This is a genomic window from Bacillus sp. 5w2 (genome assembly GCF_054353775.1).
The window spans coordinates 186,936-211,002 of record NZ_JBTIWT010000002.1; the positions used below are offsets into that span (position 1 = coordinate 186,936).

A 24,067-nucleotide genomic window follows, 5' to 3' on the forward strand; every position below is an offset into this window, starting at 1 on the left:
AATTATGTATATTGAAATAATAAGCGCTTTCATTGATATTATACAACAATATAACGGAATATAGTATAAAAAATAAAAAATTATGAATTTATCGTAAACTTTATTTAGATAGTGTTAAATATTGAAAGGAAAGTGAAGGATTTCTACAAAAAAAGTGGTTAAACATAAAAAATGCTTCATAAACAGTTAGTTTCTATAAATATGCCGAAAAACACCGCAAAACAAACAATGGATTTTGCTGAATAAAGATGAAAATGAAATATTTTAAAAGGATAAAACAAATAGGGGGATATTAAATTTTCACAGAAACGGGGAAGAGATATAGTAACGGATATATACATTGTCCCATGTTTCATTACAAAATAGACGTGCTGAAATTGAAAAAGTTTCTTCTATATAAATGGAGTGGAACAAACTAAAACATACGTAAAGGAAACTTGACGTAAAGTTTCCTTTACATATATACTCAGTATATGGGAGGAGGGGGAAATTTCCTTGGAAAATAAAATGGTCGAATACCGAAAAAAATTTGGACTATCTCAAGAAAAATTGGCTGAGAAACTTGGAGTTTCCAGACAAACTATCATTTCAATTGAAAAAGGAAAATACGATCCATCACTTCCGTTAGCATTTGAAATAGCGAAAACATTTCAGACAACGATAGAACATGTATTTATTTATGAAGGAAAAGAAGAGGGGGAGTAAAAATGAACTATTCACAAAAGTATTTCGTTATTATGGGAATTATTTTTCTGTTTATGGGTGGATTTATGATATTAACAGGCATAATGACGCATTCTGCACCGCCAGCTATAACGTATCCATTGATTGGGATGATGATTATGAGTTTCTGTCTAAGTTACTTGCACCCACAATTTAAAGAAAAAGACGAGCGAATGAAGCTCATTCGTTATAAAGGAATGTTCGTGACCTTTTTTGCATTAACAGCATATTATCTTCTTTTCTCTATCGGTCTAAACTTAAAAATACTTACACTATCTGCTACTGAATTATTGAATATACTAATGGCACTTACGATGAGTACAGTTTTTATCTCATTTGTTGTTTTAGCGAAAAGATATTAAGATGGAAGAGAGAAAGGAAGATTAACATATGCAAATGTTGTATGCTTTTGGAATGGGGCTTGTATTATTTTTAGCCGTATTCTTATTTATTCGTAAAGACGTTCAAGGTGGGACGTTAACGAAAAGAGGCTTTTATAAAATGATCGGCTGTTTAGTTGTTATGTTTATAGCGATTATCGTAATGATCGTTTTAATAAATCAGTCACTATAGAATTTAAAAATGGAACCTTACTGTAGTAAGGTTTTTCTTTTTGGTTTAAAATCCGAAATTTCCCATATAATCCATTTACTACATATAATCGATATTATATAATTTAATAAAATGATAGATAGGGAGAATAGTATATGAATAAAAAAACTATCTTCTTTTTATTAACATGCCTACTACTTATAGCTAGTATTACTTATATAATATGTAACAAACGAGAACAAGTGCCACCTATGTTAGTATGGGAGGGCCAGAAATACTACGTAACGAATGAACCTGCCAAAGCAGAAGAAGTTGGGCAAAGGCTCGGAGAAGTAACAAAGAAACTTGAAACAAGTAAAAAACCTACTAAAAATAGTGAATCCAATATATTACAAGAAAAAACAGAACTATTCACAGTGATAGAAGAAGAAAAAGGTCCTCACTCCCCTTTAATCATAAAGGAGCCTTATAGTGACGAATATAGAATAGTAAGACCGATGTTACATGTACTATAAAGTGAAAAGGAGACTCATATGCAGACAGTAACTTCATATCCATGGTCGTTAAGAAAAATGTTTGTTTTTTTCCTTTGCTTCATCCTGCCTCCTATCGGTGCAATTTATATTTTGATGAATAGAGAGGCGCTACAAAAAAGAGACTTCATTTTATATGTATTATTTGCTGCTATTAATATATCGCTTTGGTTATCGCTTATGATCTTTGATCGGAGTATGTGGATGGTAGCGGGGCATTATGTACTTGGAGCAATTGTAATTGTTTTTTCGAATATGAATAAGAGATAAGCCAGTAATTTTAAAGTTGCTGGTTTTTCTTTTGCTATTTATATGGAGATAGAGAATTATCTCATTTTAGTTTAAATAGATCAGCAGGTGCTAAATTAGGTGAGAGATATTTGCCACCAACTAAAAAATAATTGGAGGTAAAGAGAATTGGAACTAGATGACAAAGTATACAATCAAATTTTACAACTGTGTGAAGAGGGAGATATTCTAGATAAAAACGTACATTCATTTCATTTATTCTATTGACGTTTCGAGATATCATCGGTAAAATAGATTCATCTAAAAAATCGTACATTCAAAATGCTGATATTACTGTCTTCGTGAAAGGGGTACTTGGTATGAATCAATTGAAGGACGTACAACCGATTCGAGATTTAGAACAAATCGATAACATGAAGTGGGCATTACGTAGGCACTGTAGCGAAAGAGATTACATACTATTCTTGATCGGTATTAATACGGGATTACGTGTAGGTGATCTACTAAAGCTAAAGGTATTGGACGTAAAGGAGAAACGAAAAGCTATCGTTAAAGAAGGTAAGACGCAAAAGAAACGTACTATCTACCTAGATTCAGTATACGATGAGGTACAAGAGTACATAGCCACGTTAGATAGTGAGTGGTTGTTTCCATCACGCAAAGGAGACAAAGCAATCTCACCGACACAAGCATATCGTCAGTTAAATAAAGCGGCAGATTTTGCAGGAGTAGAAAGCGTAGGCAATCATTCGCTAAGGAAATCATTCGGATATTGGTACTATAAACAACACAAAGATGTAGCGGAGTTGCAAAAGATATTAAATCATAGTCATCCTTCGATAACGTTACATTACATTGGAATTACGGAAGAACAAATTGAAGGCAAATTAAAAACGTTTAAATTATAGTCGGTAAAATAATACCGGCTTCTTTTTTACCCCCCGGGGCTATCAAAAATAAAAAAGTTTTGCCAGGTGCCCGCAAAATCCGTGCAGAATTTAAAACTTCGGGTCTAAATCACTAGATAATACTCTACGTTTTACGGACTATAAACCTTTCTTATGTATTACTACTATTCCGAATACATACCGCTAAATTCCTAGACAATTCTCTAGGGAAAACGGCTTTAAAACGTAAAATACCGACTCTAATTAGTAATTTGAAAGGAACTACGTACTACATTACGGCTAGTGATGCGTATGTGAGTGTGAAGTAATAGTAAAGCCGACTCATATCAAGCTGAGTCGGCTTTGTTTAGTTTTTATTCTTTACTTTTTATAGCTTCTTTTAGTATTTCAAGGGTCTGCTGTAACCATTCTATAGCTGTTAAGTTTAATGCAGGGAAATAAATGTAAGCATTATATTTAATAAATTCCTCTTTTTCACTATCAGTTAGATTACTGTTTAAAAACAAAAGTATATCATTTTTAGTATTTTCGATACATATTTTAGTAACTTCCATTATAAATTCATTAAGAGCTTCCTCAGGTGATTCAATATCTTGGTGAAATGTTCCTGCTAAGAAATCACCTAATTCTTCATAATGGCTATATTTATTTTCCATACAAATTCTCCTCTACTTTTCTGGATATCCTGTAATAATAAAACTTCCTTGGTTATCTTTTTTCAAAACAATCACAGCATTTTCCACATCTAAAGCACCATTTGATCCTCTTTCGACATATCGTCCAAGTATACTATTACCGTTTTACTTTACGTAGGTTATTACATTAGCGAAAAATATTTTGAAGTTCGTTATCCATTCTCTCAAAATCGTTAGCTACCGAATGAATATTATCAATCGCTTGTTGAAAAGCAGCAGAAAATTGTTTCGTTAAATCTAAAACCTGTTGATTCGCTTCTTGTGCTTTGGAATTAACAGATAGTGTTGTACGCGTCGCCTTTGTTATAGAACGACTTGTTGCACTTTGAAGCCTGTCAGAGGCTAATCCCATTTTCGTAGCAATTTGTGTTGCTGTTTGTAAATTACTTTGGAATTTTCCCATTACTTGAATCCTTTCTATACTTAATAAACAATGAAAATTATACCATATTAGTATAAAATTCCGTATTGATAGAGAACCTTTGTTGGGGAATTTTTTTTAGAGTCTAAAAGGCAATAATTCCGAGAAATACCTTTGTGCGAACGCGGTAAAAAAGATTTAACGATTTATGATACGGATAGTTATAGAACAGTCAAAATTTATTGCAGAGCGACAATCGTAAATATACACGAAATGAGCGCCGCAGAATTTATTGAAGAGGTACTAGAGAGACAGAATTAAACCAGCGGCAACTGGTCGGAAAACAAACTCGGGCAAGGTAAGACGAAAACGATGACGGCAATTTTATATATAGAACGAGTAAAGAGCGTGCGGCCTACACACGTTCTTTTTTACGTTTATTTAATCGGAAAATGCGCGACGAAGGACCCGCCCGCGTCCTAATAAGTATAGGCGGTAAAAATTACGAAGGAGGACGTTTGTATGGAAAAAGAAACTGAAGATGCAGATATCCTAGCGGAAGATACACTTAAAAAACATTTCGGCGATCCTACCGGTTTTTCACGTGTATCGAATTCGCTGGTGAGACTATACACGTTATTACCTGAATTTAATTCCGATGTTGTGGGTTTGTATGCTTATATGCGGTCTTGGCGGATGCTCTATTTTTTTGTCTTAAAAATGAGTTCTATTAGTTTTCCGATTTCTATTTAAAGGTGCAACGACCTGTTTAATTATCCAATGTTGATTCTGCTGATCTACTAGCGATTGTTTTGATAGATGAGTGTATCGCATAACCATCCGTAAATCACTGTGACCTAATATGAGTTGTAAATGGCGTAAATCCATGCCTGACTCTAATGCAGCGGTAGCACTCGTATGTCTGAATAAGTGCGGGTGTACGTTTTTCTTTATTCCCGCTCTCTTAGCGAATGACTTTAAACGCTTATTAAAGTGGTCCTTATCGATTGGTTCGCCGTAGTTGGTTAAGAATATATACTCACTATCGAAATCAACTTTATTCTCCGTTATCAACTCGATAATAAGTTTGCTCGTCTGTTTCTGTATTGGGACTATCCGATATTTTCTACTCTTTGCATTCCGTCCTCTTACATGTATAACGTTATTCTCAAAATCGATATCGTTAATAGTTAACGTTAAAGCCTCGCTAATCCGTAGCATTCCATCTAGTAAAACGTTCATTAATACGAAGTCCCTAAAATCGCTAAATTTTCTTTTGTCAGGTGCGTTTAGTAGTTGTTTTACTTCAACTAAAGATAACGTTTCGGTTTCCTCCAAAGGTTCGTAAAGATTTTTAACTTTTAGCAAAGGATTTACGTCTATTATTCGTTCTTCATATAAATACCGGCTAAATGCTCGTAAAGTTTTTAGTCTAGTATTAACGGTAGATTCCGACAAACCAACCGTCATATATTTCTCTTTCTTAAAACGATGCCCCTCGAATTTAACTTTTTCATTTCGCATATAAAGGACATAGTTTCGGATTATATCTGTATCAAGAGCGACTAAATTATGCGCTATATCTTTTTCGTTTAAATACTCGATAAAATAATGAAAGTTTTCACGGTATTGACGTAAGGTACCAGGCGCTTGTCCTTCGGCTTCTTTTACGTGAGTGAATGTTGTAAATAGAACGTGTAAATCGTCTAAGGTACGACGAGTAGTACGCGTTTGTTTTATACGTTTACCTTTCAAACGATTAGAAGACAAACAAAAAACCCCCTTTCCGTTTTATAACGAAATAGGAGGTTTCCATACCGACATACAGTTTGGCGGTGTACCGTAACCCTGTCGGCTAAATCAATGAGTAAATCATCGCATAAAAATAACGCTCTATCCGTTGATAGAACGTCATTTCATCGTATTTTATGACCCCGGAGAGGCTCGAACTCACGACCTCCACCCTGTCAAGGTGGCGCTCTCCCTGCTGAGCTACGGGATCTTCAAAAATAATTATGTATTTGCAATTTTAATCATTATGTTAAAGCAATTATACATAATTAACTGAAAATTTACAATATTTTTGTGTAGTAAGTTTTTAAAGAGGTAGTGTAATAGAAAATAGTTTTTATTTTAGAGGTGTATTAGTATGTATGTTTTTATATGTAATAAATAGAAGATACTGAGGTGTTATGACTTCCGATACCAATCCAAAGGCCCCTCATCACTCAAATCAACTAGAAAAGGGAATAAGAAATGTAAAGGTAAGCTTATAAGTTCTGGCATAGCGTTCAATGTTTTCTTTGATAGATATTGTCTTCTGAAACAATACGGGCAATCTTTTTCGAATGTCACGAGTATCGACCATACATCTTTTATTGTCCACTTCGTTTTACAATATGTACAACGCGCCATGGGGTTCCTCCTCATTTTAAGGTTTCTTCTAGTATATTCCATTTCATTGTACGAAAGTCATTTGTATTTTGTGTGATAAAATGTAATTTGTTTTATTTTTATGTGGATCTATTAGGTCATTTATGATCATTTACATATCGTTTGATCTTTTTGAAGGGTGATAGGTTTTCAGTTTTAATATGCAAATTGGCCAATATATCCTTTTTACAATTTACTTAAAATCATGTATAACAGAGATACAAGATTATTTCATAAATATTCAGAAGTAGAGGGAGAATTATTGTAATGGTAAGAAAAACGTTCAAGATGCGCGTATCTAGAAATAGAACAATTTCGATTAATGGCTCAATTCTTGATGTGGATGTTACGCATGATGAGTTTTTACAAGAGTTTGTTGAGTGGGTCGATTCTAAAGGTTGGTCGTTTATGGGGATGACAGATGAGATTACGCCTGAAGAAGCTAGTCAAAATTTAATAGATTCATTGATTGATGAGAAGGATAAGAAAGAGTAATTCCTTCTTATTTTTTATTGTATATTTATGTTCTTCATCGTAAAAGTATGATATAGTAAAAAACAGTGAAAGTTCTTCCAATTTAATACAAATTACATATAGATTGGTAGATTCAGTTTTTTAACTGTGAGAGTATAGTGAAAAGGGAGAGTCATATGGTAAATTTTAAGAAAATTTTGGCTTTTATTACCGTTATTTGTTTATTTTTTTTGACACCTATGACGTTACGTGCTGAGACGAATATTGGAGTGAATCCAGAACAAGTGGCACCACCACCTGCGGAAGGACCAAATGTTTTTAGTCAGTTTGCAGCTACGATTGATGGGAAAACTGGTGATGTTTTGTATGACAAAAACGCACATCATCGCGCATTTCCGGCTAGTATGACGAAAGTGTTAACAGCGATTTTACTTATGGAGCATACGAAGCCAGAGGATCAATTTACGTTTTCACAATTAGCATTAGATCAGGAGAAGAGTAATTATCAAATTGAGTTTCAACCTGGTGAGACGATTAATAGAAATACTGCGCTTATGATTCTAATGGTGCTGAGTGCGAATGATGTGTCGTATGCAATTGCGGAGCGTATTGGCGGAAGTGTTGAGAATTTCGCTCATATGATGAATGAGAAAGCGAAGCAATTAGGTGCTACAGATAGCCACTTTGTAACGCCAAATGGATTGCATGATCCAAACCATTATACGACGCCGTATGATATGGCTATGATTACGAGAGGTGTACAAAAGTATCCTGAGATTTTACAAGCGATGAATACGAAAAGGACGACGGTTACGACATCTAGCCAGACGGTTTCTATTTTTAATAAGTCTACTTATTTTGAAAATCCATATAGCATTGGTGGTAAGACGGGTTTTACAAATGAAGCCCGCAATACACTCGTTTTATTAAATGAGAAGGATGGAAATCGTATTATAAATGTAGTAATGGCTTCTCAAAGACCTGAAATTTATGAAGATTTGAAGCAGATGGCGGAATATTCTTTTGGTCAATTTGTGAAGCAAACTGTACTAGATAAACATAGTTGGCACCAAAAGACAACATATTTAAATAAAGATATTGATAGCGAACTGGAACAAAGTGCAGAACTTATGCTTAAGAAAGATGAAGGGAAAAATGTGAGGACGATTTTCCGTGCGGCTTCATTAGATAAAAATTCTTTGTATCATAAAGGAATTCATCGTGGTGAGGTAGTTGGTGCAGTTGATATTACAAAAAATAATCAAACAATTGCGACGGTAAATGTTCTTTCTAAAGAAGATGTTACTTTTGCGATGCCTAAAAAAGATACGGTTGAGCCAGAAGTAAAAGAATCAAATGTGAAAATGATAAGTATTGGGATAGGTGCCATTGTATTATTTGGCTTCATTTTATATGTAGTGATACGCCGAAATACACAAGGAATGAAATCAGAAGAAAAATAAATTATTAGTATAAAGACTGTGAATAGATTTTGTCACAGTCTTTTTTGTTTTCATCTATTCGCTGATAAATAACTAATAATTGTAAATTTTCTTATTGCATTTATTTTTTGTTCGTTATATTATTTAGTTGTGTTCTTGTTAAAGAACGAAGTGGGTATTATATACTTCAAATAATATAAAACAACGGAGAGGGAGAGAGATGATGAAATTCGTTTGGAAGATTATTAGCAACGTTATCTCATTTGTTTTATTTGCATTAATGGTTTTTTTAGCTTTTGTAGTTATTTCGTCAAAAGCGAGTGGCGGAGATCCAACAGTGATGGGATATCAATTTAAATCAGTGCTATCAGGATCAATGGAACCGACGTTTTTAACAGGATCAATCATTGCGATAGAACCGACGAAAGATGGTTCTAAATATCAAAAAGGTGATGTGATTACCTTTAAAGAGAAAGATGAAAAAATTATCACTCACCGTATTATCGGTGTGAAAGATACAAATGGAAAAGTAATGTATGAAACAAAAGGTGATAACAACAACGGTCCTGATTTAGAACCAGTACGCGCGGAGAATGTAATTGGAAAATATGCAGATATTACAGTTCCTTATGCAGGATATGCATTAAATTATGCTAGTTCAAAGGCTGGAGCTGCATTGCTTCTTATTATTCCAGGAGTCTTTTTATTAGGCTATTCTGCGATTTCTATTTTTGGTGCGATTCGCAGCATTGACGGAGAAAAGAAAGAGAAAAAAGTAGAACAATCCGTCTAGTTCGTTTGGTTATACTTTCCGTTTAGGAAGTTAACAAATATATAGATTAAGGGGATATGGACATGACTTTAAAGAAAAAATTAGGAATGGGTATCGCATCAGCTGTATTAGGAGCTGCATTAGTTGGCGGAGGAACATTTGCATTTTTCAGTGATAAAGAAGTGTCAAACAATACATTTGCGGCTGGTACACTGGATTTAGCATTAAATCCATCAACAGTTGTTAATGTATCGAATTTAAAACCTGGCGATACAATTAAAAGAGATTTTAAACTAGAAAATAAAGGATCTTTAGATATTAAAAAGGTTCTATTAAAAACAGATTATAAGGTAGAAGATGCGAAGGGCGACAATAAAGATGATTTTGGTAAACATATTAAAGTAACATTCTTAAAAAATGTAGACAAGCATGAAACAATCGTAAAAGAAACAACGCTAGATAAATTGAAGGGTGACACACTTACAGCGGTAGATAATGATTTAGCTGCTTGGTTCTGGGATGAAAAAGGTATTTCTGCAGGTAAGTCTGATAAATTCACAGTGAAATTCGAGTTTGTTGATAATAAAAAAGACCAAAATGAATTCCAAGGCGATAAACTAAATTTAACTTGGACGTTTGATGCACAACAAACAGAAGGTGAAGCAAGATAATATTAAAAAGGGCTATCATATGGATAGCCCTTTTTCTATTTTTCTAGTATACAGCTATCATTTTGTATCGTTCTTTATTATAATAAAGTTAACGTTCTGTATAGAGAACATATTGTTCGATGGGAGAGATTAAGATGCTGAAAACACCTCGCAAATTAAAAAAGATGCTTATATTGCCTTGTATGTGCTCCATTACGTTTTATTTAGGCTCTCAAATAATGACGTATACAGAAGCTGCATTTATTCATGAAACGAAAGTGGAAGCCGCTCTTTCTACAGCGATTATATTTCCGAAAACAGTAAATACGTTTAAAGAGCAGGCTGAGCAACATAAACAGTTTATTGAACATGAGTATGGGGCGATGAAGGAGAAATTAGCAGTAACTTCTATAGAAGAAATTGAACAGGCAATTGTAGTGTGGCAACAAGGACGTGAGAAAATTGCTTCTGAGGAGGAAGCGCTGCAAAATGTATATACTACAATCGAAGCTCCTTATAATCAAATACAAGAAGAATTAAAAGTGAATAAAAGTGAATCGATTCAACAAGTAGCTCTATATGTGAATGAAGGTTTTCATAGTATAAAAGAGAAGCACGATTATATTGCGAAAGAAGTTAGTTTGCAAGCGATTGATGAACAAATTCAGATTCTTCACCAACAATTAAATGATGCGATAGAGGCGGAAGTTCAAATGAAGGCAGAGGAGGAGAAAAAAGTAGAAGATCAGAAGAAAGTAGAAGATCAGAAAAAGGTAGAAGATCAGAAGAAAGTAGAAGATCAGAAAAAGGTAGAAGATCAGAAGAAAGTAGAAGATCAGAAAAAGGTAGAAGATCAGAAGAAAGTAGAAAATCAGAAACAAGTAGAGACAGCTAAAAAACCTGAGCAAGGAACTCATGAAAATGCTACTGCCAATAATCATAATCTTGTAGAGTTAGAGAAGGCATCAGAATAAACTGACGATTAATCGTTATGAAAAAGAATGATGTAAACGAGTGTGAGGGAGTATTTGCCCTCGCACTTATTGCTGTTCTTAAAATAAAAACATCTAAATTCAGAAAAATCTAAATAATATTGAGAAATAAAAATAATTGAAAATACTAATAAATATTTGTTGTATTTACACAAGCTTGTTCGTTATAATGAACTTAAGGTTTTTAAAAGAGAACGAACATTAGCTAAGCTAATATAGTTTTCTTTATGTCTCTTATTGAAAAATAAATATAAAAAACAGCTAGGGGGAATTGATTGTGAGTCTGAAAAAGAAATTAGGTATGGGAGTTGCATCAGCGGCATTGGGGTTATCTTTAATTGGTGGAGGAACATTTGCATTCTTTAGCGATAAAGAAGTATCAAACAATACATTTGCAGCTGGGACGTTAGATCTTACATTAGACCCTAAAACGCTTGTAGATATTAAAGATTTAAAACCAGGGGATTCTATTAAGAAAGAGTTCTTATTAAAGAATAGCGGTTCATTAACAATTAAAGACGTTAAACTAGCGACAAAGTATACTGTGAAAGATGCAAAAGGCGATAATGCTGGTGAAGACTTTGGTAAGCACGTTAAAGTGAAATTCCTTTGGAACTGGGATAAACAAAGTGAGCCTGTATATGAAACAACTTTAGCTGATTTACAAAATGCTGATCCAGATCTTTTAGCTAAAGACATCTTTGCTCCTGAGTGGGGAGAAAAGGGTGGATTAGAAGCAGGCACAGAGGATTATCTGTGGGTACAATTTGAATTTGTAGATAATGGGAAAGAACAAAATATCTTCCAAGGTGATTCATTGAATTTAGAATGGACATTCAATGCTAACCAAGAAGCTGGCGAAGAAAAATAATAAAAAAGCGGGTATCCCCCGCTTTTTTTATAAAGAAAAAGAAGTGCTGGTTGTTAGCACTTCTTTCTATTATTATTTTTGATTTTGCTTCCATTTTGTAAATTCAAGAAATTCACGAAATTGTTCTTTGGAGACACCTGAGCTCATCGCATCTTTAACGAGTTGCGTCCATTCGGAGTCTAAGTGGTTTTCCTTTGCTGTTTCATCATGTAGTAGAGTATCAACTGGAATTTGTAGAACTGCTGCGATTTTCTCAAGAAACTGAATGGAAGGGTTTTTTTGTAAATTTCGTTCTATAGAACTAATGTAAGATTTAGCAACGCCGGCTTTTTCGGCAAGTTCAGTTAATGAAATACCTTTTTGTAAACGCAGGCGTTTTATACGTTCTCCAATCATATTTGCGCACCTTTCTATCAATATGTCGTCGTCTTATGATGTCATTATTATAACATAAACTTCGCTAAAAAGAACAAACCTATTGAGCCTGACTGGATGACTTCATACGTTGGAAAAAATGTTCAATATCTTTCAGGGCGATACCAGCATCTAGAGCTTCAAGTATTAAATCAATCCATTCTTGATCCAGTGCGTCAGTCTTATCTTTGTACAAATGTAATTCCTCCCTAATTATCGGTCATAACTGCTGCTACAGAATACGTGATAATGCAATCAGATTTTGTGTTTTTATGTAGTGAATTATCAAATATTTTGTAGATAAAACAAAGATAAAATCCCCATTAAATTCCCTCTATGGCGATTATAAAGTTTCTGACAAATATTTTCAATATTTTCAGAAAACATTGTTGAATTGTGATATATTCGTATGCTAACTATGGAATTTTTACAAATATATTAAAAACATTACATAATATGACTAAATATTGAAAAAATATTGAATTTTTAATAAAATTCAATTTGTAATACATATTATTTATTAGGGGAGGAAATAAGGGATGAACAAGAAACCGTTCAAAGTTTTATCATCAATCGCTTTGACAGCTGTATTAGGCCTTTCGTTCGGAGCTGGTACTCAATCTGCATATGCTGAAACGCCTGTGAATAAGACAGCTACGAGCCCAGTCGATGACCATTTAATTCCGGAAGACCGTTTAGCAAATGCGCTAAAAAACCGTGGGGTAATTGATTCGAAGGCTTCAGAGACAGAAACAAAGAAAGCCGTCGAAAAATACGTAGAGAACAAAAAGGGTGAAAATCCTGGGAAAGAAGTATCAAATGGGGACCCACTTACGAAAGAAGCATCTGACTTTTTAAAGAAAGTGAAAGATGCGAAAGCTGATACGAAAGAAAAGTTAGACAAACCAGCAACAGGAACACCTGCAGCGACAGGCCCAGTTAAGGGTGGTCTAAATGGTAAAGTACCAACTTCTCCAGCAAAGGGAAAAGAATATAACGGTGAAGTTCGTAAAGATAAAGTACTCGTTTTACTTGTAGAGTACGCTGACTTTAAACATAACAATATTGATAAAGAACCTGGTTATATGTATACTGACGATTTTAACAAAGAACATTATGAAAAAATGTTATTCGGTAATGAACCATTCGAGTTAGAGGATGGAAGTAAAATCGAAACGTTTAAACAATATTACGAAGAGCAATCTGGTGGTAGTTACACAGTAGACGGAACGGTTACTAAATGGTTAACAGTTCCTGGTAAAGCTGCTGATTACGGTGCGGATGCTGCTACAGGTCATGATAATAAAGGACCAAAAGGACCACGTGATCTAGTAAAAGATGCATTAAAAGCAGCTGTAGATAGCGGACTTGATTTATCACAGTTTGATCAGTTCGATCAATACGATGTAAATGGTGATGGAAATCAAAATCAACCAGACGGTTTAATTGATCACTTAATGATTATTCATGCGGGTGTTGGACAGGAAGCAGGCGGTGGTAAATTAGGTGATGATGCAATTTGGTCACATCGCTGGACAGTTGGACCAAAGCCATTCGCAATTGAAGGTACACAAGCGAAAGTTCCATATTGGGGCGGAAAGATGGCAGCATTCGACTACACAATTGAACCAGAAGATGGCGCAGTTGGTGTATTCGCACATGAATATGGTCATGATTTAGGTCTTCCAGATGAATATGATACAAACTATACGGGTCATGGTGAGCCAATTCAAGCTTGGTCTGTTATGAGTGGCGGAAGCTGGGCTGGTAAGATTGCAGGAACAACGCCAACAAGTTTCTCACCACAAAATAAAGAGTATTTCCAAAAAACAATTGGTGGTAACTGGGCAAATATTGTAGAAGTAGATTACGAGAAATTAAATAAAGGTATCGGTCTAGCAACATATTTAGACCAAAGTGTTACGAAATCAGCAAGACCAGGTATGATTCGTGTCAACTTACCGGATAAAGATATAAAAACGATTGCTCCAGCATTTGGTAAGCAGTATTACTACAGCACAAAAGGTGACAATCTTCATACAACGCTAGAAACACCACTGTTCGATTTAACGAATGCAACGAATGCGAAATTTGATTTCAAATCGTTATATGAAATCGAAGCAGAGTATGATTTCCTTGAAGTACATGCTGTAACAGAAGATGGTCAAAAAACGCTAATTGAAAAACTTGGTGAGAAAGCAAATAGTGGAAATGCAGATTCGACAAATGGAAAATGGGTTGACAAATCATATGATTTAAGCCAATTCAAAGGTAAGAAAGTAAAATTAACATTTGAGTACATTACGGACGGTGGTTTAGCATTAAACGGTTTCCTACTTGATAATGCTTCATTAACAGTCGATGGTAAAGTAGTATTCTCTGATGATGCAGAAGGTACACCACAATTTAAATTAGATGGTTTCGCAGTTTCTAACGGAACTGAGAAGAAAAAACATAACTACTATGTAGAGTGGAGAAATCATACTGGATCAGATAGCGCATTGAAATTTGCTCGCGGTCCAGAATATAACTCTGGTATGGTTGTATGGTATGCAGACTCAGCTTACACAGATAACTGGGTTGGTTTACATCCAGGACATGGTTTCCTTGGTGTAGTTGATTCTCATCCAGAAGCAATTGTAGGAAATTTAAATGGTAAACCGACAATTGAAAGTAGTACACGATTCCAAATCGCTGATGCGGCGTTCTCATTTGATAAAACGCCAGCTTGGAAAGTTGTATCTCCAACGCGCGGAACGTATACGTATAATGGCTTAGCAGGTGTGCCAAAGTTTGATGATTCGAAAACGTATATTAATAAACAGATTCCAGATGCAGGACGTATTTTACCGAATCTTGGCCTGAAGTTTGAAGTAGTAGGACAAGCTGATGATAATTCTGCAGGTGCTGTTCGTTTATATCGTTAATACAGTAAAACTACCGAGAGATTTTCTTTCGGTAGTTTTTTTGTGAGCAATGAATTTTATATAAAAGAATAAATTATATATAATGTAACTTTACGAATAGAAATTTGTTTCATATGAAGCCTATATAAATAATGAAAGAATTGGATGAAAATAGTGGGAGAGGGTGAGTGAATGAGTGTTTCTTCTATTGTAAGTAGACAAAAGGAATATTTTTTAAAAGGTCATACGAGAAGTATAGAAGCGAGAAAGAGTAATTTGAAGAAGCTTTATGAAGGCATTCAGCGGTTTGAAGAAGAAATATTTCAGGCATTGAAATTAGATTTAAATAAGTCAGTTCACGAGTCGTTTACAACGGAAGTTGGATATGTATTAAAAGAAATTTCCTTTCAATTGAAGCATATTTCATCGTGGAGTAAACCGAAGCGAGTTCGAACAGCACTTACTCATTTTGGATCGAAGGGGAAAGTAGTTCCTGAACCGTACGGTGTGACACTTATTATTGCACCGTGGAACTATCCGTTTCAATTAGCGATTGCACCGCTTGTAGGAGCGCTGGCAACTGGGAATACAATCGTTTTAAAGCCGTCAGAGTTAACGCCAAACGTTTCCAAAGTACTTACGAGAATGTTAGAGGGATTATTCCAAGAAGAGCTCGTAGCGGTAGTAGAAGGTGGCGTTGAAGAGAGTACAGCTTTGCTGAAGGAACCATTTGATTATATTTTCTTTACAGGTAGTGTGGGAGTTGGGAAAGTTGTCATGGAAGCAGCTGCGAAACAGTTGACGCCGCTTACGTTAGAACTTGGCGGAAAAAGCCCTTGTATTGTACATAAAGATGCAAAAATAGATGTAACAGCAAGACGAATTGTGTGGGGGAAATTTTTAAATGCTGGGCAGACATGTGTAGCACCTGATTATATGTATGTGCATACTTCCGTGAAAGAACAGTTAATCGATGCGTTACGACACGAAATTGCGGAGCAGTATGGAAAAGATCCACTGCACAATGATAATTACGTACGAATTGTGAGTGAGCGTCATTTTGAACGTTTATGTACATTTTTGAAAGATGGTAAAACTGTAATTGGCGGGAACTATAAAAAAGAAACTTTACATATAGAACCAACAGTGTTAACAAATGTTACATGGAAAAGTGCTGTGATGGAAGATGAAATTTTTGGTCCGATTTTACCAATTGTAGAATACGACAACATAGAAGAGGTAATTGGCACCATTCAGCAACATCCGAAACCGTTAGCGTTGTATGTATTTTCTGAAGATAAAGAAGTACAAAAGAAAGTGACGAGTAATATTTCATATGGCGGAGGCTGTATTAATGATGTTGTCTATCATCTTGCAACGCCATATTTACCTTTTGGGGGCGTCGGAAGTAGCGGATTAGGGAGTTATCATGGAGAAGAAAGTTTTCGGACTTTTTCACATTATAAAAGCATTTTAGCCCAATCTACGGCATTTGATATGAAAATTCGTTACTCTTCTACAAAAAGTGCTTTAAAATTCATACGAAAGTTGTTAAAATGATGATGGTGTTTATCAGTAGGCGTAGCCGTATGATAATAGCCCCTTCGCAATGGAAGGGGTTTTTCTGTTCGACATATGTATCATGCGAAAATGAATCAAACATACTACATATAGAATAGAAGAGAACGCTGCTAAATAACCATTTTTGTTTGGATCGAAACAAAAAATAGTCTATAGAACATAAATGTTTATTCATGAATATAAAAATTAAAATTTAAGGTAGATTGGACGGGAAAATGAAAAAGATTATTAAAGTTGAAGCAGTAGAAAAACATTTTGGAAGTCAAGTGATTATCCCACCTCTTTCTTTAGATATTAAAGAGGGAGAATTTTTAACAATTTTAGGACCGAGTGGTTGCGGGAAAACGACATTACTTCGTATGATCGCAGGATTTGAAACTCCAACTAAAGGGAATCTTTTATTAGATGATGAAAAGATTAACGATTTGCCACCATATAAGCGTCATATGAACTTAGTGTTCCAACATTATGCGCTATTCCCACATATGAATGTGGAGAAGAATATTTGTTTCGGTATGAAAATGCAGAAAGTACCGGCAGCAGAGCAGAAAGAGCGTGCTGAAGAGGCAATGCGTTTAACGCAGTTACTTGAGTTCCGTAATCGTAAACCTGCAAAGCTTTCTGGTGGACAACAGCAGCGTGTAGCAATTGCGAGAGCGATTGTAAATAACCCGCGTGTATTATTACTAGATGAGCCACTTGGGGCGTTAGACTTTAAGTTAAGAAAAGACTTGCAACGTGAATTGAAAAACTTACAACGTAATTTAGGAATTACGTTCATATACGTAACGCACGATCAAGAAGAAGCGATGAGCATGAGTGATCGTATCGTTGTTATGAATAAAGGACATATTGAGCAAATCGGAACGCCGAAAGAAATTTACAATAAGCCGAAAACGTTGTTCGTTGCGACATTTATCGGTGAAAATAATATTGTGAAAAACGGGGAAGGCTATGTAGCAATTCGCCCTGAAAATGTAAAAGTGCGTTCGGTTGAAGAGCCGATTTTAAAAGAATACCATCTTGGACATATTGAAGACATCGAGTTTGTTGGAAATATGGAAAAGCTTTATGTGCGTGATGAGAAAACATCAGAATTACTAATGGCATATCAAACTGCTGAAGAAGCAGCACAGTGGAGCATTGGAGATAATGTATACGTAGGCTGGGAGCAAGAGGACGAGGTGACCTTAAATTGAAAAAAGGGAAATTACTCGCACTACCTACAGTCGCGTGGCTGTTAATCTTCTTCTTAATTCCACTTCTGTTTGTATTGGCATTCGCCTTCATGCAGCGCGGAGCATATGGGACAGTGGAAATGCAATTTACATTAGAGAACATAGCGCGTGTATTTGACCCATTATATATGGGGACGTTATGGGAAACTGTTAAGATCGCAGTCATTACAACAGTAATCTGTTTACTGATTGGTTATCCATTTGCGTATACCATTACGATTGTTGATCGTAAATACCGTTCGATTCTTTTATTATTGGCAACGATCCCGTTTTGGATTAACTTTCTTGTTCGTTCATACGCATGGATTGTTATTTTACGTTCACAAGGTCTTGTAAATACATTGCTATTGAAACTAGGTATTATTAGTGAACCTTTAAATTTACTATATAATACTCCTTCTGTAATACTCGGAATGGTCTATTCTTTATTACCATTTATGATTTTACCTGTGTATGCAGCGATTGAGCAGCTTGATAAGCGTAAGTTAGAAGCAGCTTATGATTTAGGAGCAACACCAGTAAAGGCATTTTGGAATGTTACAGTACCAATGACGATGTCAGGGATTGCTACTGGTTCTATTTTAGTATTTGTTTCTTCTATCGGAATGTTTGTTGTATCAGACGTTATGGGTGGATCGAAAGTAGCATTAATCGGAAACGTAATTCAAAATCAATTCTTAGGAGCGCGTGATTGGCCGTTTGGATCTGCGTTATCTATGATTGTTGTTCTATTCTCTGTTCTGTTAATTTACTTATATTATCGTGCAACGAAAGTATATAAATATGATGGGAACGGAGGGGAATAGGCAAAGATGAAGAAGTTTTTAGTTTCTTATTCTTGGTTAATTTTATTGTTCTTGTATTTTCCAATGATGGTTTTAATGGTATATTCTTTCAATGATTCTCGCATTAATGCGGAATGGGAAGGTTTTACATTCCATTGGTATACAGATTTATTTCAAAAACAAGATGTTATTGATGCGTTTGTAAATAGTATGACGATTGCGATCGTAACGACGATTGTAACGACTGTTCTTGGTGTGATTTTTGCGATTGCATTACATCGTTACAAATATCGTTATGAAGGTGCTATTAACGGTCTTGTATATTTACCAATTTTAATCCCTGATATTTTAATGGGACTATCTTTACTTATCTTATTTAGTCAATTAGGTATGGAACTGGGTAAAACAACAATTATTATTGCGCACATTACATTTAGTATTTCATTTGTTGTCGTTATTTTAGCAGCACGTCTTTCTGGTATGGGACGTGATTTAGAAGAGGCTGCGAATGATTTAGGAGCAACGCCGTGGCAAACGTTTCGTTATGTAACGTTCCCAGCAATTGCACCAGGAGTTATTTCAGCCGCATTATTAACATTCACATTATCAATTGATGATTTTGTAATTAGTTTCTTCGTATCAGGACCAGGATCAACAACATTGCCATTATACATTTACAGTATGGTTAAGCGTGGAGTATCACCAGAAATTAATGCACTTTCTACAATTTTAATTGTAGCTATCGTAGGATTAATGGTTCTATCTGAAATCTTCCGTAACAAAGGTGCAGATGGTGAAGAAAACTCTGGAGGACACCTTCCTTTATAATACGAACGATCTAGAAAGTACGAGGGGGTAATAAATCGATGAAATTAATAAAAAGATTAGCCGGCGCAGCAATTAGCTTTAGCCTTGTTGCTGGTGTACTTGCTGGTTGTGGTGAAAAGAAAGAAGAGTTAAACATTTATAGCTGGGCTGACAATTTTGATGAGCAAGTGCTAAGAGATTTTGAAAAGAAATATAACGTGAAAATTAACTATGATAAGTATGCAAGTAATGAAGAAATGCTTGCGAAATTACAAGCAGGTGGCGCGAAGTATGATTTAATTCAGCCATCTGATTACATGGTTAAAACAATGGCGAAAATGGATTTATTAGCGCCGTTAGATAAAAAGAATATCCCGAATATCGAAAACATGATTTCTAATTTCAAAACACCTGCGTTTGATCCAGAAAATAAATATTCTTTAGTATATACTTGGGGCGTAACAGGTATTGCATACAACAAAAAGTATGTGAAGGAAGCACCTACAAGCTGGGCTGACCTATGGAATGAGAAATATAAAGGGCATGTAACTTTATTAAATGATTCTCGTGAAGTGTTAGGAATGGGTCTTAAGAAGCACGGATTCTCAAACAGCACGAAAGACGATGCACAGTTAAAGACAGCAGCAACTGATTTACAGAAGCTACTTCCAAACTTATTAGCATTTGATACAGATAATATTAAACAAAAATTCATTACAGAAGATGCTTGGATTGGAACAGTTTGGTCTGGAGATGCAGCATTTATCGCAAAAGATAATAAAGATGTAGAGTACGTTGTACCAAAAGAAGGCGGCACAATTTGGGCTGACACGTTAGCGATTCCAAAAGGTGCGAAAAACAAAGAGCTTGCAGAGAAGTTTATGAACTACTTATTAGATGAAAAAGTAAGTGTGAAAAACTACGAGTCAATTGGATACAGTAATCCGAATGAAAAAGCTCATCCTCTTCATAGTAAAGAATATCGTGATAATCATATGATCTTCTTAACGAAAGAAGAATTAGATCGTACAGAATGGCTTGTTGATGTAGACGATAAGCTAAAAGACTATGATCGTTACTGGACAGAGTTAAAAACAAAAGGTAAATAAGTAAGGAAATGCGGTTTCTAAAATAGAAATCGCATTTTTTTCATAGTAGGAGGAAATCGCTTGAAAAAGAAGTTGCATCAATATGAGGTAGTATGTATTGTTTTATTACTTGCTGTATTTGGCATTGTTGCTTGGCGAGTACATGCGGGTGGCGTTACAGTGATGGATACATATGTCCGATCATTAGTAAAAGGATTACAAACAGAAGGTTCGCTTACATTTTTCTCACACTATACAAAATTAGGGTCTGCCATTGGGATCGTAACTACGCTCGTTATAAGTTTACTTGTTTTTTGGAGAAAACGTTATTATGCTGCGATGATTGTGTATCCAATGGGCATTTTAATAACACATCTTGTTAATAAAGGGATAAAAGAAATTGTGAAAAGGGAGCGTCCGTCGTTAAATGAAGCGTTGGATGCACTTGGATATAGCTTCCCTAGTGGGCATGCAATGTTATCTATTATGACATTCGGATTTCTTGCTTATATCATTGCTGCGAATTTGAAGAGTGTAACTGGGAAATATGTTATAACGATTTTGATGGGAATAGTAATTGTATCGATTGGATTAAGTAGAGTTATTTTAAATGTACATTATCCAACTGATATTTTAGCTGGTTATTGCGTAGGTGGTATTTTGTTAATTATGGCGATTTACTGTCACCGTTTACTTACGGAGAGATTGGGACTTAATAAAGAGAGATAAAAAAACGTCTGGAAAAACTATCATTATAGTGTTTCTAGACGTTTTTTGTTTGTACGAAGATGTGATACAGTATAAATGACAATTGAATTATTTAAAGTAGGTGAAAATGTGTGAAAACAAATGTACATAAAGTAGATAAGTGGGGGAAGTTAGGAGCTTTTTTGTATCAGTTTCGTTATACAGTAATTGTGGCGTTATTATTGCTTGCGGTAGCACTCGGTATTTTCGCTCCAAAGCTGCCGGGAGTGTTAGGTGGTGATGGCTTCCAAACGGAAGGGGACTATCAAAAAACGAAAGAAATTTTAGATAAAGATTTTAAGAGGTCTCAAGATACACTTCTACTCGTTTTTGAAAAAAATAAGGGTGCTTCACATGAGGAATTTCAAAAGCAAGTAGAGGGAATTGTAAAAAATGTACAAGAGAAAGAGACATATGAATCTTTCCATCACCCAATACAAAATAAAGAAATGTTACAAGATGATATCGGTTATGCGACAATTTTATTTTCCGGGAAAACAAATAAGGAACGAATGGAAAAGACATTACAATTTGCTGATAAAATCGAAAAGGAAAGTAATGCAGCGTTAAAAGTAACGCCTACAGGATTTCCAAAAATTAATCAAGAGATTAATGAAAGAACGCAAAATGATTTAAAAGTAGCAGAAATGATTGGTCTGCCAATTGCATTTCTCGTATTACTATTTTCATTTGGTAGTCTTTTGGCATCTATTTTACCAATTGTAAATGGGGCACTTAGTGTTATTAGTACGATGGGAATATTATACTTTATAGGTAGCGATAAGGAACTATCTATTTTTGTGTTAAATGTTGCACCGATGATCGGACTGGCGCTATCTATTGATTTTGCGCTGTTATTTGTAAATCGCTTTCGAGAGGAAGTTGCAAAGCGAACGGTAAAAGAAGCGATAGCAATTACATATCAGACAGCAGGGCGTGCGATCGTATTTTCAGGATTATGTGTATTTGTTGGATTATCCGGTTTGTTTTTCTTTAAGATCGATTATATTCAGTCTGTCGCAATTAGCGGAATGATTGTTGTGATTATGAGTATTTTATTCTCACTTACACTTCTTCCAGCGCTATTATCATTAATTGGTAAACGAATATTAAAAAAGAATCAAGTAGCACATACGCCGGCAAAGGCGTGGCGTAAATTTGCACAATTTGTAATGAAACATCCAATTGCGATGATTATTGTTGTTACACTATTTATTGTTATTTGCTTATTGCCGTTACGTACTGCAAATTTACAGTTCCCTGACGTGGAAGCTCTACCTAAACAAAGTGATACAAGAATGGCATATGAGAAGTACGAAGAAGCATTTAATAAAACTGCAAAAACACATGCTGATGTTACGTTATTGGTAGAGACGAAAAAAGATATGAAAGAAAAAGAAAGTTTACAAAAGATAGAAGAAGTCGTTCGAAAATTAAAAGACGATAAGAAAGTGCATGAAGTAAGAAGTTTATACGACGGGCTGACTGGAATGAAAGCAGATCAAGTTGCGGGAATGCTACAGTCACCAGAAGCAGCAAAACTAGCTCCTGTATTTGAAGCATATACGAAAGGGAATAAGACGACGATAGAAGTCTTTTTGAAAACGAAACCGCGTACTGAAACTGCTAAACAGTGGGTTCGTGATTTTAAACAAAATTATAAAGAAACAGATGTTACGTATTATTTAGGCGGAATGACGACGTTCCAACAAGAGTTAGAAGATGAAATAAAAGATAAAGTTGCAATTGGTATGTCTGTTATATTTGGATCAACCTTTGTTATATTATTATTTGCATTCCGATCTATACTCATTCCGATTAAGGCGATTATTATGAATATACTTAGTTTAAGCGCAACAATTGGAATTGTTGTTTGGTTATTTGAAGGTGGTCATTTTGGTTTAGAAGCGAGTCCTGTTCTATTCGTTTTACCAATCTTCATTTTCGGCCTTGTATTTGGGCTTAGCATGGATTATGAAGTCTTTCTTATTTCGCGTATTCATGAGTTATATGAAGAAACAGGAGATAACGATCAAGCGACGTTAGAAGGACTTGTGTCAACAAGTAGAATCATTACATCAGCTGCTTTAATTATGATTGTTGTAACGGGTGCGTTCGCCTTTACTGATATTTTACCAGTACGGCAAATGGGGCTTGGCGTTGCGTTAGCGATATTTCTTGATGCAACAATTATTCGTCTTATGCTTGTACCGAGTTTAATGAAATTGTTTGGAGACTGGAACTGGTGGTTGCCATTTCGAAAGAAAAGAGAAAAATCATCGTAAAAAATACTCATCTATAAGATGAGTATTTTTTTATGAATAGCAAGACCTACATTTTGCAAATAGTATGTGATAAGAACATTACATATAAGTAGGTGAAGGCAATGTTTCGTTATTTTAAGTTTAAGCTAAATGATACAGTACAGTTTGCAGAAAACGATGGGCATATGTATCGCATTGTCGGTTATCGGTTAGAAAAAGGATTTTATCCAAAAGATGAATGGACTCATATCATTTATGAATTACTTAGAGATTTTGATGGGTATACGATGGATGCGGAAGAGGAGGAACTTGTAAAGGTCATTCAAGTAGAGGATGAGTATTACAAAATACAAGAAATATCGGGCTATCGTTATCCAGTAAAAATGAAGCAAAAACAACAAGTGATGAAAGTAGAAAAGATGGATGATTTATTAGATACGTATAATGATTATAAAAGATTGGCGGATTTCTTTAAAGATTTATCGTATGAGCAAAAAGCGGAAGAAGTATTGCAGGAAATGAAACGGCGTAGAGCGTGAGAGGACAGTCTACTATAAGACTGTCCTCTATTTTTGACGGTGC

The 24,067-nt window shown here is 35.0% G+C and carries 28 protein-coding genes and 1 tRNA gene; 22 read left to right on the forward strand and 7 right to left on the reverse strand.

Annotation, left to right across the window (positions count from 1 at the left end):
• Positions 1-495 precede the first annotated feature (495 nt).
• From ACXY7N_RS05175 to ACXY7N_RS05200, 6 genes are all read left to right on the forward strand, one after another.
• A complete protein-coding gene (locus ACXY7N_RS05175; protein ID WP_000428506.1) occupies positions 496-705 on the forward strand; it encodes a helix-turn-helix transcriptional regulator in 210 nt (69 codons plus the stop codon).
• Positions 706-707: 2 nt separating this feature from the next.
• Positions 708-1,085 (forward strand): hypothetical protein, encoded by a 378-nt coding sequence (locus ACXY7N_RS05180; protein WP_016088829.1) that lies wholly within the window; start codon positions 708-710, stop codon positions 1,083-1,085.
• A gap of 28 nt (positions 1,086-1,113) precedes the next feature.
• Entirely contained in the window at positions 1,114-1,296 is a 183-nt protein-coding gene (locus tag ACXY7N_RS05185; RefSeq protein WP_016088828.1) for a DUF3976 domain-containing protein, read from the forward strand.
• A 134-nt stretch (positions 1,297-1,430) separates the two neighbouring features.
• A complete protein-coding gene (locus ACXY7N_RS05190) occupies positions 1,431-1,790 on the forward strand; it encodes a hypothetical protein (RefSeq protein WP_016088827.1) in 360 nt (119 codons plus the stop codon).
• A gap of 18 nt (positions 1,791-1,808) precedes the next feature.
• Entirely contained in the window at positions 1,809-2,078 is a 270-nt protein-coding gene (locus tag ACXY7N_RS05195) for a hypothetical protein (protein WP_001195374.1), read from the forward strand.
• Between the two features lie 338 nt (positions 2,079-2,416).
• Positions 2,417-2,965: a tyrosine-type recombinase/integrase gene (locus ACXY7N_RS05200; protein WP_033659644.1), complete on the forward strand. Its 549-nt coding sequence runs from the start codon at positions 2,417-2,419 to the stop codon at positions 2,963-2,965.
• A gap of 353 nt (positions 2,966-3,318) precedes the next feature.
• Here ACXY7N_RS05200 and ACXY7N_RS05205 read toward each other — a convergent pair whose 3' ends face one another.
• Together ACXY7N_RS05205 and ACXY7N_RS05210 are read right to left on the reverse strand one after the other, a co-directional pair.
• A complete protein-coding gene (locus ACXY7N_RS05205; RefSeq protein WP_016079286.1) occupies positions 3,319-3,621 on the reverse strand; it encodes a contact-dependent growth inhibition system immunity protein in 303 nt (100 codons plus the stop codon).
• Positions 3,622-3,787: 166 nt separating this feature from the next.
• Positions 3,788-4,063 (reverse strand): TIGR04197 family type VII secretion effector, encoded by a 276-nt coding sequence (locus ACXY7N_RS05210; RefSeq protein ID WP_016088825.1) that lies wholly within the window; start codon positions 4,061-4,063, stop codon positions 3,788-3,790.
• A gap of 480 nt (positions 4,064-4,543) precedes the next feature.
• Here ACXY7N_RS05210 and ACXY7N_RS05215 point away from each other — a divergent pair, with 480 nt between their 5' ends.
• Entirely contained in the window at positions 4,544-4,774 is a 231-nt protein-coding gene (locus ACXY7N_RS05215; RefSeq protein ID WP_016088824.1) for a hypothetical protein, read from the forward strand.
• Here the strand turns inward: ACXY7N_RS05215 and ACXY7N_RS05220 are convergent.
• The 3 genes from ACXY7N_RS05220 to ACXY7N_RS05230 form a co-directional block, all read right to left on the reverse strand.
• Complete coding sequence (locus tag ACXY7N_RS05220; RefSeq protein ID WP_016133930.1) at positions 4,736-5,791, reverse strand: tyrosine-type recombinase/integrase; 1,056 nt, start codon at positions 5,789-5,791, stop codon at positions 4,736-4,738. The genes ACXY7N_RS05215 and ACXY7N_RS05220 overlap by 39 nt on opposite strands.
• A 159-nt stretch (positions 5,792-5,950) precedes the next feature.
• Positions 5,951-6,023 (reverse strand) — tRNA-Val (locus ACXY7N_RS05225).
• A gap of 188 nt (positions 6,024-6,211) precedes the next feature.
• Positions 6,212-6,436 carry a hypothetical protein gene (locus ACXY7N_RS05230; protein ID WP_016133931.1) on the reverse strand — a complete coding sequence of 75 codons (225 nt, stop codon included), beginning with the start codon at positions 6,434-6,436 and terminating at the stop codon, positions 6,212-6,214.
• Positions 6,437-6,721: 285 nt separating this feature from the next.
• On the opposite strand from ACXY7N_RS05230, the gene ACXY7N_RS05235 reads away from it, so the two are divergent.
• The 6 genes from ACXY7N_RS05235 to calY all read left to right on the forward strand — a co-directional run bounded on the left by ACXY7N_RS05235 (position 6,722) and on the right by calY (position 11,655).
• Positions 6,722-6,949 (forward strand): hypothetical protein, encoded by a 228-nt coding sequence (locus ACXY7N_RS05235; protein ID WP_000251865.1) that lies wholly within the window; start codon positions 6,722-6,724, stop codon positions 6,947-6,949.
• 155 nt (positions 6,950-7,104) lie between these two features.
• Complete coding sequence (locus tag ACXY7N_RS05240) at positions 7,105-8,391, forward strand: D-alanyl-D-alanine carboxypeptidase family protein (RefSeq protein ID WP_016133932.1); 1,287 nt, start codon at positions 7,105-7,107, stop codon at positions 8,389-8,391.
• A 202-nt stretch (positions 8,392-8,593) separates the two neighbouring features.
• Positions 8,594-9,163, forward strand: coding sequence for a signal peptidase I SipW (gene sipW, locus ACXY7N_RS05245; RefSeq protein ID WP_033659645.1), 570 nt, complete (start codon positions 8,594-8,596; stop codon positions 9,161-9,163).
• A gap of 62 nt (positions 9,164-9,225) precedes the next feature.
• Positions 9,226-9,813, forward strand: coding sequence for a CalY family protein (locus ACXY7N_RS05250; RefSeq protein WP_016088819.1), 588 nt, complete (start codon positions 9,226-9,228; stop codon positions 9,811-9,813).
• Between the two features lie 134 nt (positions 9,814-9,947).
• Positions 9,948-10,766, forward strand: a complete 819-nt coding sequence (locus ACXY7N_RS05255) for a DUF4047 domain-containing protein (protein WP_346724757.1) — start codon at positions 9,948-9,950, stop codon at positions 10,764-10,766.
• Between the two features lie 295 nt (positions 10,767-11,061).
• Positions 11,062-11,655, forward strand: coding sequence for a biofilm matrix protein CalY (gene calY / locus ACXY7N_RS05260; protein ID WP_016088817.1), 594 nt, complete (start codon positions 11,062-11,064; stop codon positions 11,653-11,655).
• A 72-nt stretch (positions 11,656-11,727) separates the two neighbouring features.
• Here the strand turns inward: calY and ACXY7N_RS05265 are convergent, their stop codons facing one another.
• A complete protein-coding gene (locus ACXY7N_RS05265; RefSeq protein ID WP_016088816.1) occupies positions 11,728-12,051 on the reverse strand; it encodes a helix-turn-helix domain-containing protein in 324 nt (107 codons plus the stop codon).
• Between the two features lie 79 nt (positions 12,052-12,130).
• The gene (locus tag ACXY7N_RS05270; protein WP_016088815.1) at positions 12,131-12,265 is read right to left on the reverse strand and encodes an anti-repressor SinI family protein; all 135 of its coding nucleotides are present in this window, start codon (positions 12,263-12,265) and stop codon (positions 12,131-12,133) included.
• 343 nt (positions 12,266-12,608) lie between these two features.
• Here ACXY7N_RS05270 and inhA1 point away from each other — a divergent pair, with 343 nt between their 5' ends.
• The 9 genes from inhA1 (at position 12,609) to ACXY7N_RS05315 (ending at position 24,024) form a co-directional block, all read left to right on the forward strand.
• Positions 12,609-14,996 (forward strand): M6 family metalloprotease immune inhibitor InhA1, encoded by a 2,388-nt coding sequence (gene inhA1, locus ACXY7N_RS05275; protein WP_016088814.1) that lies wholly within the window; start codon positions 12,609-12,611, stop codon positions 14,994-14,996.
• Positions 14,997-15,167: 171 nt separating this feature from the next.
• Positions 15,168-16,535 (forward strand): aldehyde dehydrogenase, encoded by a 1,368-nt coding sequence (locus ACXY7N_RS05280; protein WP_016088813.1) that lies wholly within the window; start codon positions 15,168-15,170, stop codon positions 16,533-16,535.
• 236 nt (positions 16,536-16,771) lie between these two features.
• Positions 16,772-17,755, forward strand: a complete 984-nt coding sequence (gene potA / locus ACXY7N_RS05285; RefSeq protein ID WP_016088812.1) for a spermidine/putrescine ABC transporter ATP-binding protein PotA — start codon at positions 16,772-16,774, stop codon at positions 17,753-17,755.
• Positions 17,752-18,600, forward strand: coding sequence for a spermidine/putrescine ABC transporter permease PotB (gene potB / locus ACXY7N_RS05290; RefSeq protein WP_000715494.1), 849 nt, complete (start codon positions 17,752-17,754; stop codon positions 18,598-18,600). Before potA ends, potB begins: the two co-directional genes overlap by 4 nt.
• 6 nt (positions 18,601-18,606) lie before the next feature.
• A complete protein-coding gene (potC, locus tag ACXY7N_RS05295) occupies positions 18,607-19,407 on the forward strand; it encodes a spermidine/putrescine ABC transporter permease PotC (RefSeq protein ID WP_000714199.1) in 801 nt (266 codons plus the stop codon).
• Between the two features lie 38 nt (positions 19,408-19,445).
• Positions 19,446-20,495: a spermidine/putrescine ABC transporter substrate-binding protein PotD gene (gene potD, locus ACXY7N_RS05300; protein WP_016088811.1), complete on the forward strand. Its 1,050-nt coding sequence runs from the start codon at positions 19,446-19,448 to the stop codon at positions 20,493-20,495.
• A 60-nt stretch (positions 20,496-20,555) separates the two neighbouring features.
• A complete protein-coding gene (locus ACXY7N_RS05305) occupies positions 20,556-21,203 on the forward strand; it encodes a phosphatase PAP2 family protein (RefSeq protein ID WP_016088810.1) in 648 nt (215 codons plus the stop codon).
• Positions 21,204-21,313: 110 nt separating this feature from the next.
• Positions 21,314-23,506, forward strand: coding sequence for an MMPL family transporter (locus ACXY7N_RS05310; RefSeq protein WP_016088809.1), 2,193 nt, complete (start codon positions 21,314-21,316; stop codon positions 23,504-23,506).
• Positions 23,507-23,607: 101 nt separating this feature from the next.
• Positions 23,608-24,024, forward strand: a complete 417-nt coding sequence (locus ACXY7N_RS05315) for a hypothetical protein (protein ID WP_016088808.1) — start codon at positions 23,608-23,610, stop codon at positions 24,022-24,024.
• Positions 24,025-24,067: the final 43 nt, after the last annotated feature.